At 65.9% G+C, this 13,135-nt stretch carries 8 protein-coding genes; all 8 read left to right on the forward strand.

Annotated elements, in window-relative coordinates; genetic code table 11:
• Positions 1-24: 24 nt before the first annotated feature.
• The 8 genes from BKA23_RS02925 to BKA23_RS02960 all read left to right on the forward strand — a co-directional run bounded on the left by BKA23_RS02925 (position 25) and on the right by BKA23_RS02960 (position 13,096).
• Entirely contained in the window at positions 25-696 is a 672-nt protein-coding gene (locus BKA23_RS02925) for a 50S ribosomal protein L25/general stress protein Ctc (RefSeq protein ID WP_145225318.1), read from the forward strand.
• 101 nt (positions 697-797) lie between these two features.
• On the forward strand, positions 798-1,379 hold the full coding sequence (pth, locus tag BKA23_RS02930) for an aminoacyl-tRNA hydrolase (RefSeq protein WP_145225320.1): 582 nt from the start codon (positions 798-800) through the stop codon (positions 1,377-1,379).
• 333 nt (positions 1,380-1,712) lie between these two features.
• Positions 1,713-2,441, forward strand: coding sequence for a hypothetical protein (locus tag BKA23_RS02935; RefSeq protein ID WP_145225322.1), 729 nt, complete (start codon positions 1,713-1,715; stop codon positions 2,439-2,441).
• An 81-nt stretch (positions 2,442-2,522) separates the two neighbouring features.
• Entirely contained in the window at positions 2,523-7,178 is a 4,656-nt protein-coding gene (locus BKA23_RS02940) for a PKD domain-containing protein (protein ID WP_145225324.1), read from the forward strand.
• Positions 7,175-9,226: a glycosyltransferase gene (locus tag BKA23_RS02945; RefSeq protein ID WP_170226345.1), complete on the forward strand. Its 2,052-nt coding sequence runs from the start codon at positions 7,175-7,177 to the stop codon at positions 9,224-9,226. Before BKA23_RS02940 ends, BKA23_RS02945 begins: the two co-directional genes overlap by 4 nt.
• On the forward strand, positions 9,223-10,239 hold the full coding sequence (locus BKA23_RS02950; RefSeq protein WP_145225328.1) for a glycosyltransferase family 2 protein: 1,017 nt from the start codon (positions 9,223-9,225) through the stop codon (positions 10,237-10,239). Before BKA23_RS02945 ends, BKA23_RS02950 begins: the two co-directional genes overlap by 4 nt.
• Positions 10,236-11,576: a hypothetical protein gene (locus BKA23_RS02955; RefSeq protein ID WP_145225330.1), complete on the forward strand. Its 1,341-nt coding sequence runs from the start codon at positions 10,236-10,238 to the stop codon at positions 11,574-11,576. The genes BKA23_RS02950 and BKA23_RS02955 overlap by 4 nt, the downstream gene beginning before the upstream one ends.
• Positions 11,576-13,096 carry a tyrosine-protein kinase domain-containing protein gene (locus BKA23_RS02960; RefSeq protein ID WP_145225332.1) on the forward strand — a complete coding sequence of 507 codons (1,521 nt, stop codon included), beginning with the start codon at positions 11,576-11,578 and terminating at the stop codon, positions 13,094-13,096. Before BKA23_RS02955 ends, BKA23_RS02960 begins: the two co-directional genes overlap by 1 nt.
• The last annotated feature ends 39 nt before the right edge of the window (positions 13,097-13,135 follow it).

The raw sequence follows: 13,135 nt of genomic DNA on the forward strand, positions 1-13,135 counted from the left end.
CGTTCACGAACGTAAGGAATCACCATGGCTCAGCACGAAATTCGTCTGGACGCGCAGCTGCGCTCCGAGTTCGGCAAGGGTGCGGCTCGCCGCATCCGTCGCGACAACAAGATCCCGGCCGTGCTCTACGGCCACGGCACCGACCCGGTCCACCTGACCCTGCCGGGCCACGAGACGATGCTCGCTCTCAAGAACGCCAACGCGATCCTGACGCTGTCCTTCGACGGCAAGGAAGAGCTCGCTCTGGCCAAGGACGTGCAGCGCGACGCGATCAAGCCTGTCATCGACCACGTCGACCTGGTCATCGTCAAGCGCGGCGAGAAGGTCACCGTCGACGTGCCGGTGCACGTGGACGGCGAAGCCGCCCCCGAGACCAACGTGGTCGTCGAGAACGGCACACTGTCGGTCGAGGCCGACGCGCTGAGCATCCCCGAGTCCGTCGTGGTGTCCGTCGAGGGCCTGGGGGCCGGCAGCCAGATCCTGGCCAAGGATGTCACCCTCCCCGCCGGCGTCACCCTGGCCGCCGACGAGGAACTGCTGGTCGTCAACGTCACCGCGCAGGTCACCGCCGAGGCGCTCGAGGCGGAACTGGCCGAAGCCGAGGCTGAGGCCGGCATCGAGAAGGACGAGTCCGATGACGAGGCCGCCGAGGGCGACGCCCCGGCCGCCGAGGACGCGGAGAAGACCGAGGACTGAGTCCCAGGCGTCCTGCCTGTTGCGCAAAGGCCCGGTCGTCCCGCTGCAGCGGGACGACCGGGCCTTTCAACGCCTGCACACCCGCTGCGGCATACTCGCTGATTGTGACCGACACCGCGCCCTGGCTCATCGTGGGGCTCGGTAACCCCGGCCCCACCTACGCCGGCAATCGCCACAACATCGGCGCGATGGTCATCGAACGTATGGCGCAGGATGCCGGCGTCGCCCTGCGTGCACACAAGGCGCACGCTCGCGCCGCCTCCATCCAGTTGGCCGGAGAGCGGGCGATCATCGCGGTTCCTGGGTCGTACATGAATGAGTCCGGCGGTCCGGTGAGCGGATTGATGAAGTTTTTCAAGGTGCCGCTGGACCGGTTCATCGTCATCCACGACGAACTCGACATCGACTTCGGCGTGCTGCGGCTCAAACGAGGTGGCGGCGAGGGCGGCCACAACGGACTGCGGTCGATCTCCGGATCACTGGGCAGTCGCGACTACCTGCGCGTGCGCGTGGGCATCGGACGGCCGCCGGGGCGGATGGATGCTGCGACCTACGTGTTGAAAGACTTCGCGTCGACCCAGCGCCAGGAACTTGAGTTTCTCATCCCTGCTGCGGTCGAGGCGACGGAACTGCTGCTGCAGCGGGACCTTGCCGATGCCCAGAACGTCGTCCACAGCCGCTGACGAAAGTTTTTTTCCACGATCTTCCGCCCGCTCCGCGGGCGTCGCGGCGACCCTCCGTCGGACCCGCCACGGACGCGTCCAGTCGTCGTCGCTGACGGCGCACCACGTGCGAATCCGCTTGCGCACCAACGGTTGACGCTCTCTTGGTGAACCGGTTTTGCCATCTGTCAGGATTTCCTCAGTAAACCTATTCTTATCCGTGTTTAGACGCTCGTATGGGACGACGGTCCAGAGACTTTCCTGTCAAGTGGTTGAAAGTGGTCAGAAGTTCTCGAATCGTCCCGTAAGCTTTCGCCTCGGATACGTATTGGACGCTCGTATAGGGGAGATCTGATGAGCACTACGCCGCATGGCGTCACCCGCCGTTCGAGGTCGGCTGGACAGACGCAGGACACGGTGCCGACCGCTGGCCGCGCCGGCCGTCGCACGGCGCGCGGTCTGTCGCTCGTGGCCGCAGTCGCCGTCGTCGGCCTGTGCGCCGGTTGCGGCTCGTCCGGCAAGGTCGCGGCGTCCGCCAGTAGTACCGCGTCCGCCGGCACGCAGAGCTCAGCTTCCGCCAGCGCCTACCCATCGTCGTCGGGTACCGCGTCCGCGCCGTCGAGTCCGCTCGCCGGGGCCGCCAAGCCCGTGGTCCGGGACGGTAAGACGCCGCACCCGACGATCACTGCGGCGACGGCGAGTTTCGACACATCCGTGACGTATCCGACGGGTGTCGTCCTGACGATCACCTCGATCAAGCAGGCGAAGGAAACCGGCCAGGGGCCGGGAGTCTTCGCCAATGCGCCCATCACGGAGGTGACGGTGAAATTCACCAACGGTTCGAAGTCGACCATCAACCTTGAGCAGGTCGTCGTCCAGATGACCTACGGCAGCCCGGCGCGCATCGCATCACCGGTCTACAACACCTCCGCCGTCGACTTCAGCGGTTCGGTGCGACCGGGGGCCTCGCAGACCGCGACATACGTCTTCTCGATCCCTTCAGCTGGCCTGAAGCACAACACGATGACCGTCGACTTCGACGGGACATACGCAGCGGCGGACTTCACCGGTTCGGTGCAGTAAGTCAACCGGCCGCCCGGGCCATCCCGGGTTGCCACCTCCACCCATTCAGTTGCTTTCTGCACAATTCCTGGAGTAACAAGCATGAACGCTCACGGTCCGTCAGGACTTCGCCGCCCGGGTACGCGGCTTTCGGTCGCCATCCTCGTCTTCGCGTTGGCGGCTCTCGGCATGATCACTGTCAGCCCGGCGGCGAAGGCCGACACCGCCCCGCCGAGTGGCACCCCCGCCACGGTCAGCGCAGATGCGCTGCCCACCTGGCAGATCAACGGTGTGGTGTGGAGTCAGGTGACGGTGGGCAACATCGTCTACGCCACCGGCAGCTTCACCACGGCCCGCCCGCCGGGTGTGGCACTGAACGGTCCTGGACAGATCAACGTGGGCAATCTCATCGCCTACAACATCACCACCGGCAACCTGATCACTTCGTTCAACCACGTGCTCAACGCGCAGGGCCTGACGATCACCGCGTCACCGGACGGCTCGCGCGTCTATGTCGGCGGTGACTTCACCACCGTCGACGGCATCGCTCGTTCGCACATCGCGGCGTTCGACACCGCGACCGGTGCACTCGACACCTCGTTCGCGCCGTCGATCAACGGCGAGGTGCGTGCCATCGTCGCCACCAACACCACGGTGTATGCCGGTGGTGCGTTCATGAGCGCGGCCGGTGTCGCCCGTACCCGGCTGGCGGCGTTCACCGCGTCCAACGGCACGATGCTGCCGTGGGCACCGACGGCCGACAACGGTTACGTCTGGGCCATGGTCATCACGCCCGACCAGAGCAAGGTCGTCATCGGCGGCCAGTTCAGCACGCTTAGCGGCCAGTCGGTCTACGGCATGGGCGCCGTCGACGCGACCACGGGCGCAGTGCAGCCGTGGGCTGCGAACGCGACGATCCAGGATTACAACAACGGCGCGATCGACACGCTCACGACCGATGGCAACCAGATCTACGGCGGCGGTTTCGCCTATGGTGCCGGTGCCACGTTTGAGGGCACGTTCGCACTCAATCCCAACACCGGCGCGATCAACTGGCTCAACGACTGCCAGGGCGACACCTATGGCACGCTGCCGGTCGGGCAGGTGCTCTACACCGTCAGCCACGCGCACAACTGCCAGATGATCGGTGCCTTCCCGCAGAGCAACCCGTGGGCGATCAACCAGCGCCACGCACTGGCGTTCACGACCTATCCGACCGGCACCAACTCTGGCCCGGACGAATACGGTTGGAACTACGCGGGAATTCCGGATTCCTCACTGCTGCAATGGTTCCCACAGTTGTACACCGGCACCTACACCGGCCAGGACCAAGCGGCTTGGTCGGTCACCGGCAACTCGCAGTACATCGCCCTCGGCGGTGAGTTCCCCGGCGTCAACTACAAGTCACAGCAGGGCCTGACCCGGTTCGCGATCTCGAGTCTGGCGCCGAACAAGATGGGCCCGGTCGCCGCGACCGGTTCCACGAACCCGGTGGCGATTCCGTTGGCCGGCAACTCGATCCGGGTGAGCTGGCAGTTGCCGTGGGATCCGGACAACAACACCCTGTACTACAAGGTCTACCGCTCCGGCACGACAGCGCCGGTGTACACCACGACGCAGAACTCCAACTACTGGACAAACCCGACGGTCGGCTTCATCGACACGACTGCACCCGCGGGCGGCAGTTACACCTATACGGTCGTGGCGAGTGATCCCTTCGGGAACACACTGACGTTACCGGCGACCAACAGCGTCACCCCAGGCACGGCATCGTCGAGCAAATATGCCGGAGATGTCAGTCAGGACGGTGCCAGCGACTTCTGGCGCATGGGTGAGAGCGCCGGCCCGACGGTCTACGACAATGTCGGTTTCAACGACGCCACAGCTCAGTCGGGAGTGACCTTCGGCACCCCCGGTCCGCTCAGCGGCGACCCGACCACCGCGGCGACATTCAACGGCACCTCCACCGGAGCTGTGGCCACGAATTCGACTGTGACCCCGACGAATTCGCTCACGATCGAGGCATGGTTCAACACGACCACAACCTCCGGAGGCAAGATCGTCGGGTACGGATCGAGCCAGACCGGTCTGAGCGGCAACTACGACCGACAGATCTACATGGACAACGCCGGACACCTGATCTTCGGTGTCTACAACGGCGGAACCCAGACCATCCAGAGTGCCAACACCTACAACGACGGCAACTGGCACTACGTGGTCGCCACCTTGAGTGCCACCAACGGCATGACGCTGTATGTCGACGGCCGCAAGGTGGGCACCAACTCGGGCGCCACGACCTTCCAGCCGTACACCGGTTACTGGCGGATCGGCGGTGACCAGCTCGCCGGCTGGCCCAACCAACCGAGCAGCAACTACTTCGCCGGGTCGATCGGTGACGTGGCGATCTACCCGACAGCGTTGAGCATCCAACAGGTTCAGACGCACTACACCGACGGCGGTGGCGTGCTCAACCTGCAGCCGGTTCCGACCGACGCCTACGGCAAGCTGGTCTACAACGCCAACCCGGATCTGTACTGGCGTCTCGACGAGTCGTCCGGTCCGACCGCGTTCGACACCAGCCCGAACATGGACAACGGCGTCTACAGCTCGACCGGCGTCACCTACGCGGCGACCGCCAGCCAGATCCCGGGCACCAGCAACACCGCCGTGACCTTCGACGGCCAGTCCGGCTCGATCGGCTCTACGACGATGGCGCAGGCGCCGACGGTCTACACCGAGTCGTTGTGGTTCAAGACGACGACGACCTCCGGTGGAGTGCTGATGAGCTACGGCGACCAGCAAAGCGGCCTGAGTTCGAACTACGACCGCGAGATCTGGATGACCCCCTCCGGTCAGCTCAACTTCGGCGTCTGGACCGGCAGTATCAACTCGGCGACCTCACCGCTGTCCTACAACGACGGCAAGTGGCACCAGGTAGTCGCAACCCAGGGCCCGGACGGCATGACCCTGTATGTCGATGGCGCTGTCGTGGCAACGAACGCCCAGACACAGGCGCAGTCGTACTCCGGTTACTGGCGCGTCGGTGGCAACACCGCCTGGAGTGGCAGCAACTACTTCGCCGGCACCATCGACGAAGTGGCCGCTTACTCGCACGAGTTGAGCGCCACCGATGTGGCCAACCAGTTCGCGGCCGGCGGCGGCAGCGTCCCGGCGCAGGCTCCGACGGCGTCGTTCACGGCGAGCACCAGTGGTTTGGGTGTGAGTGTGAATGGGTCGGGTTCGACGGATCCGAATGCTGGTGGGTCGATTGCCTCGTATGACTGGAATTGGGGCGATGGCACTGCTGATGGTTCTGGTTCGTCGGCGACGCACACGTATGCCGCTGCTGGGACGTACACGGTGACGTTGACGGTGACTGATGCTGCGGGGTTGACGAACTCGACCACGCAGAGTGTGACGGTGACTGCTCCTGCGCAGGCTCCGACGGCGTCGTTCACGGCGAGCACCAGTGGTTTGGGTGTGAGTGTGAATGGGTCGGGTTCGACGGATCCGAATGCTGGTGGGTCGATTGCCTCGTATGACTGGAATTGGGGCGATGGCACTGCTGATGGTTCTGGTTCGTCGGCGACGCACACGTATGCCGCTGCTGGGACGTACACGGTGACGTTGACGGTGACTGATGCTGCGGGGTTGACGAACTCGACCACGCAGAGTGTGACGGTGACTGCTCCTGCGCAGGCTCCGACGGCGTCGTTCACGGCGAGCACCAGTGGTTTGGGTGTGAGTGTGAATGGGTCGGGTTCGACGGATCCGAATGCTGGTGGGTCGATTGCCTCGTATGACTGGAATTGGGGCGATGGCACTGCTGATGGTTCTGGTTCGTCGGCGACGCACACGTATGCCGCTGCTGGGACGTACACGGTGACGTTGACGGTGACTGATGCTGCGGGGTTGACGAACTCGACCACGCAGAGTGTGACCGTCGCACCGGCACCGACGGTAATCGCGTCCGACGCGTTCAACCGGACAGTGGCCTCAGGCTGGGGTGTTGCCGACAGCGGTGGCACCTGGGCTGTCAGCGGCACCGGGTTCTCGATCACTCCTGGTGCAGCGGTGATGCCGCTGGCGACGGCCGGTGCGAGCCCGAGCGCTTTCCTGAAGTCGGTCTCGACGATCAACACCGACGAGCATGTGACGGTCGCGTTGAACAAGGCCCTCACTGGCAACGGTGCGTACATCTACGTGATCGGCCGGTGGGTCAAGAACGTCGGCGACTACCGCGCCAAGGTGCAGGTCCGTGCCAACGGCACCGTCGCCCTGGGCATCAGCCGTTTCGACGGCTCCACCGAGGTTGCCGCCGTTCCGCTGACGGTGATCTCCGGACTGACCGTCCAGCCGGGCCAGGCACTCAACATCCGCTTCGACGCCACGGGCACGAGCCCGACGACGTTGCAGGCGAAGGTGTGGGCTGCGGGCACCACCGAGCCCAGCGCATGGCAGGTCAGTGCGACCGACACGACGGCGGCGATGCAGGTGCCCGGCGCAGTCGGCCTCGGTGCGTACCTGTCCGGCAGCAGCACGAGTGCACCGGTCACGGCCACCTTCAGCGGGTTCACCGTGTATGACGCATCCACCGTCCCGCTCGCCGCGCAGGCGAACGTGCGGGTCGGCGGCAAGATGATCCCGGCGAAGGTCACCCGGCCTGCACCGACCAAGTCGAAGCTGCAAAAGCTCACGACAGTGACCAAGGCGAACGCTCGTTCGCTGGGTGCGGTCAGCCGATGGTGGCATCCGTGAGCGAAGGCTCACCGACAGTCGCTGATCCGGAGGCGCGGGTCACCGCGCCTCCGGCGGTGACGAAGTGCGCAGTGGTCGTTGTGAACTTCGGTTCACACCGGCTGCTGCGCACTAACCTTGTGCCGCTGCACGAGCAGGATCCCGAGCTGATCATCGTCGTCGTCGACAACTACAGCGGGGCAGTCGAGCGGCGCGCCATCCGTGATCTGTGCGAGGAACACGGCTGGCACCTGGTCTGTCCTCCGGGCAACCCGGGTTTCGGTGCCGGCGTCAATCGCGGCGTCGTGCGCGCCCTCGAGCTCGGCGCCGACCAGGTGCTCATGCTCAACCCGGACGCCCGCATCGACCAGGCCGACCTCGACATCCTGCGGGCTGCAGTTGCTGCCGCGCCGCTCACCATGGTGGCTCCGGTCATCCGACGTCCTGACGGCTCGGTGTGGTCCGACGGGCATGAACTCGAAACGGCGGTCGGACGTATCCGTTCGGTCCGCACCAAACGGCCGGTGCACGGCCCCGTGGTGCCGTGGCTGAGCGGCGCGTGTCTGCTGATCAGCCGTGAACTCTGGTCGCGCGTGGGCGGATTCGACGAGCGTTTCTTCCTCTACTGGGAGGATGTCGATCTGTCGGTACGTGTTCAGGAGGCCGGAGGCGAGGTGACCGTGATGCATGACGCAGAAGCAGTGCACGACGAGGGCGGCACCCAGCACCGGTCCAGCGACGTCGCCAAATCGACGACCTACTACCGCTACATGGTCCGAAACAGGTTGTTGTTCGTGGGAATCCACGGTGACCGCCGACAAGCCGCGGCCTGGCTGCGCTCCGCCCCGCAGGAGGCCTGGCAGGTCGTGCTGCAGGGCGGCCGTCGGCAGTTGCTGGCATCGCCGATGCCGGTCATTGCTGCCGGCAGAGGTCTGATCGACGGCGCCGGCCGGCTGTTCGCAGCCCGGCGTGGGCGGCGCGCCGAGTCGGTCACAGACTCCGGTCCGGCCGACGCTGCGACCTCGACCGACCGCATCGTTGTGCTGCAGTCGGTGCCTCGTCCCCGTCCGACGACCAACCCCTACAACGTCATGCTTGCGGACGAGCTGCGGCAGCGCCCCGACGTCGATCTGCGCATGTTCTCCTGGCGCGAGGCCCTGACCCAGCGTCATGCGGTCTTCCACGCCCACTGGCCGGAGATCCTTGTCGCGGGTCCGACACCGATGCGGCGTGCGGTGCGCCAGATGCTTTTCACAGCATTGCTGCTCAAGTGGACTGCGCAACACACAGCTATCGTTCGGACTGTGCACAATCTCGAACTCCCTGAAGGCATCAGTCGCCGCGAGCGCCTGCTGCTGCAGTTGTTCGAGCGACGCACGGTCGGTCGCGTCCGCCTCAACCCTCAGACTCCTGTTCCCGCCGACACCCCGGTGGCCACTATCGTGCATGGGCACTACCGGCCGTGGTACGCCCCGTTCGAGCGTCCGGCGTCCGAGCCAGGTCGTCTCACCTACTTCGGATTGCTCCGCAGATACAAGGGCCTGGACACGCTCATCGCAGCCTTCGGGCAGACGGTCGCGGATCACCCGGAGCTCACGCTGGCGATCGCAGGCAAGCCCTCCAGCGTCGAACTCGCGCAGAGCCTGCTGGATCTCGCGGCCGACGATCCGCGGATCTCCCTGCAACTGGATTTCCTCGACACCCGCGAACTCGTCGAGCATGTCAGCCGCGCCGAGATCGTGGTCCTGCCGCACACCCACATGCACAACTCCGGCAGCGCACTGGCCGCGCTGTCCCTCGACCGCCCCGTCCTCATGCAGGACAACGAGGTCAACCGTCAGCTCAGCAACGAGGTCGGGCCGGGATGGGTGCACCTGTATGCCGGTGCACTCACCGGTGAGGTCCTGTGCGACGCGCTGGATCGGCTGCGCCGGGAACCCCCTGCCGCGCGGCCGGATCTGAGTGCTCGTGAGTGGGCGCCGGCTGCGCAGGCACACGTCGATCTGTATCGGCGATCGGTCGCCGCCGTCAGCAGTCGAACGTTGAGCGAGGTCGGGGGCCGGCAGTGACTTCCGGCGCGACCACCGATCTTCCCTCGGTCGTCATCGCCATACCGACATTCCACCGCCCTGAGCGTCTCGCCCCGTTGCTGGCCGAGGTGCGGCGTCAGGCGGAGGCGGTGCGGCATCTGGTGGCTGACGGGACCTCCCCGCAGATCCTCGTCGTCGACAACGATGCCGAAGGCAGCGCCCGTGACGCCGTCACGCAGGCCGACGTCCCCGGAGTGCAGTATGTCGTCGAGCCGATCCCCGGCATCGCGGCCGCGCGCAACCGTGCCATCGACGAAGGCTGCGACCATCGGTTGCTGGCTTTCATCGACGACGACGAAATGCCTTGTGAAAGATGGCTTTCCAGTCTCATCGCGACGTGGTCGGACACGGGCGCGGCAGCGGTGAGCGGCTACGTCATACCCGACTATGAGCAGACTCCGGACCCCTGGATCGTCGCGGGCGGTTTCTTCGTGCGGGCGCACGAGCCCACCGGCACGCTGCGGACCGTCGCTCCTGCCAACAATCTGATGCTCGACCTGCAGCAATTGCGTGCGGTCGGGTTGCGATTCGAGGACCCGTTCGGGCTGGCCGGCGGCGAGGACACGCTGCTCACCCGGCGGATGTCGGCAGCCGGACTGCGCATCGTCTGGTGTGAGGAGTCCGTGGTCGCCGACCTGGTGCCCGCGGCACGCGCACGGCGCAGTTGGGTCCTCAAACGGGCTCTCAGCCATGGCAACACCAGCAGCCTCGTCGAGCGCGAACTCGCCGGCAATCCGCGGAAGCGGCGGGCCGTCAGCGCACGACTCGTCGCCGGTGGCTCCGCCCGGGTCGGCGCCGGTTCGGCGAAAGCCCTGGCGGGCACCGTCGTGCGCTCACAGCAGTTGCAAGCCCGTGGCCTGAGGCTCGCGTTCCGTGGCGCTGGCATGACTGTGGGCGCTCTCGGCGTCGTCGTCGAGGAGTACGCGCGTGGCACCGGGCGCCGCCGACGTACCCCTGCAGCGCTGCTGTCATCGGCTAGGAGCGGTCGGTGATCACGGCCATTCCGGCCTTTGCGCCGGGCAAGATGCTGTCCGCGGACAAGGTGTCGATGCTGATCCTGGTCGCCGGCTTGCTCGCGATCGTGCTCGGTGTTCTGGCGACCCGACCCAAACTCGGCGTGCTTGCATGGTTCGCCGTCATCTGTTTCATCCCGTGCTGGATCGAAGTCACGGTCAAGGTGTCGTTCTCGGCGGCCATGGTCATGGCGATCCTGCTGGTCCTGGTTCTGCTGCCCGCGCGACCGTCATACATCTCCGTCGCCGACTGGATCATGGGCGGGCTGTTCATCGCCGGGCTGGCCCCGATCGCCGTGCACGCCTCCACCAAGACCGCTGCCTTCGACGTCCTCACCCAGTGGCTGACCGGCTACCTCGTCGGCCGCACGATCGCCGTCCGGGTCGGGATCGACTGGATCTACCGGTGCGTCGCAGTCTTCTTCGGCATCGTCGCCGTGCTCGGGCTCATGGAGTTCGCGACGTCGTGGAACCCGTTCCTGATGCTGAAGATGAACAACGCCGCCTACCTGGAATGGTCGCCCCAGCAGATCCGCGGCGGCATGCTGCGCGTCGACGGCGCGTTCGGGCAGTCGATCGCCTTCGGAGCGAGTCTGGCGCTCGCCATACCTCTCGTCCTCGCGGCGAAGATTCCGTGGCGTCACCGGATGACGATCGTCACTCTCATCCTGGCCACCGAGGTCGTCACATTCAGCCGGACCGGCATGATGTCCGCTGCGCTCGCGATCGGGTTCTCGCTGCTCGGCCGCAATGACATGACCGCCAGGTTGCGGGCGCTCGTCGTCACGGCGACGAGTCTGATCGTCGTGATCGCGGTGCCGCTGCTGCTCAACACGTATGCCGACGCCGGCACCGAAGCAACCGGCAGCGCCGACTACCGGCTGCGCCTGACCGAACTCATCCCTGACATCTCCACTCTCGGCCTGTCATCGGTCGCGCACGTCGCGCCGGACGGCACCTTGTTCTTCGGTCAATTCCGGTCGATCGACAGCGAGGTCATCCTCATGGGGCTGACCTACGGGCTTTTGGCTGTGGCCATCGCTCTGGCGCTGCTGCTGGTCGGCATTTATCTTGTATTCACTCGTCAAGCAGCTCCGGCGACGATCGCGGTGGTGGCGCAGATCCCCAATCTTCTCACCGTCGCGTTGATCACGCAGTATCAGATCTTCTTCTGGTTCATGGTCGGCCTGGCGGTGTATTCGCAAGCCGCGAGGTTGATGTCCGATCCCAGCCGAGGTCGGCATGACAAGGGGATCCGGCAGTTGCAGCCGGCGCACATGACGTATGCACGATCCGACACAGGGGAGGACCTCTGATGCAACTGCTCAACTATCTCGCCGTGCTGCGCAAGCGGTGGATATCCGTCGTGGTGTTCACTGTGCTCGGCGTTGCCATCGCTCTGGGCAGCTCGCTTGCGGCGACCCCGCAGTACACCGCCAAGGCGGTCGTCTACTTCTCGCTGCCGTTCGGCACGACAGCCGCCGACCTGTCGGCCGGTTCGACGTTCGCCCAGCAGCAGGTGCAGTCGTACGCCGAGTTGGCACGTATGCCGGAGGTCCTCAACCCGGTCATCGAGCAATACAAACTGCCGATCTCCTCGCGCCAGCTGGCCGGCCAGGTCGGCACCACGGTCACCTCCGGGACCGTGCTGCTGACGATCACCGTCACCGATCCCTCGGCGCCGAAGGCCACCGAGCTGGCGAACGCCATCGCCTCCAGCCTCGGCCAGCGGGTCGGCTCGCTGTCGCCGAAAGACACCGGCGGCGGCAACACCGTCGACTCGACGGTGGTCGCGACCGCTTCGCAGCCCTCCTCGCCGTCGTCGCCGAAGACGACCCGCAATGTGCTCGCCGGCCTCCTCGGCGGTCTGCTGCTCGGCATCGTCGCTGCCTTCGTGCGCGAGTTCACCGACACCCGCATCAGTTCCGCGAAGGACATCGAGGCGCTCACCGACCGGCCGCTGCTCAGCCAGGTCGCCAAGTCCTCCAAGAAGTCGGACGGACCGCTGGCGGTCACCGACAGCGGTGACGTCGCGGCCAGTGAAGCGTTCCGGCGGCTGCGCACCAACCTCAACTTCCTGAAAGTTCAGCGTCAGGCCTCGGTCATCGCCGTGACCTCCGCGCTCGCCGGCGAGGGCAAGTCGACGGTCGCCGGCAACCTCGCCGTCTCTCTCGGTCGGGCCGGCCACACCGTCCTGCTCGTCGACGCGGACCTTCGGCGCCCGTCCGTCGACAAGTTCGTCGGCATCGACTCCGCAGTGGGTCTCACCAATGTCCTCATCGGCCAGATCGACTTCGACGAGGCGGTCCACACGTGGAACTCGGTGGGCATCGACGTACTGCCGGTCGGCCCCATTCCGCCGAACCCGGCGGAGATGCTGGAGTCGACCGCAATGGCCCAGCTGCTCGAAAAGTGCCGTCAGGACTACGAGTTCGTCATCGTCGACACCGCTCCGTTGGTGCCGGTCGCCGACACCTCCGCGCTCGCGTCCGCCGTCGCCGGCTTCGTGATCGTCGCTCGTGTCGGCGCCGTCACCACCGCCCAGTTCTCCACCGCGCTGGGCAACCTTTCGCAGGTGGGTGCCCGGGTGCTCGGGGTGGTGCTCAACGGCGTCAAGGTTTCCGGGGGCACCTACGGGTATGGCGTGACGCCCTCCGACGGCGATGCCCCGCTGACTCGCCGTGCCCGCCTTGCCGGCACTCGTGACAGGGGTGACTCGGTGCCCGAAACCTCCTCCGATAAATCGTCCGACCAGACCGACGACAGTGACGTCAGCCACTCCGTCTCGCGCTCTGCCGAACCCGCTCGCGCGGGCTTCGGCCCCTCCGCCGACTGAGGTGTCGAAGTCACCAGTCACTGCCGACGACCCTGATGC

Source organism: Rudaeicoccus suwonensis (assembly GCF_007829035.1).
Classification (GTDB): Bacteria; Actinomycetota; Actinomycetes; order Actinomycetales; family Dermatophilaceae; genus Rudaeicoccus; species Rudaeicoccus suwonensis.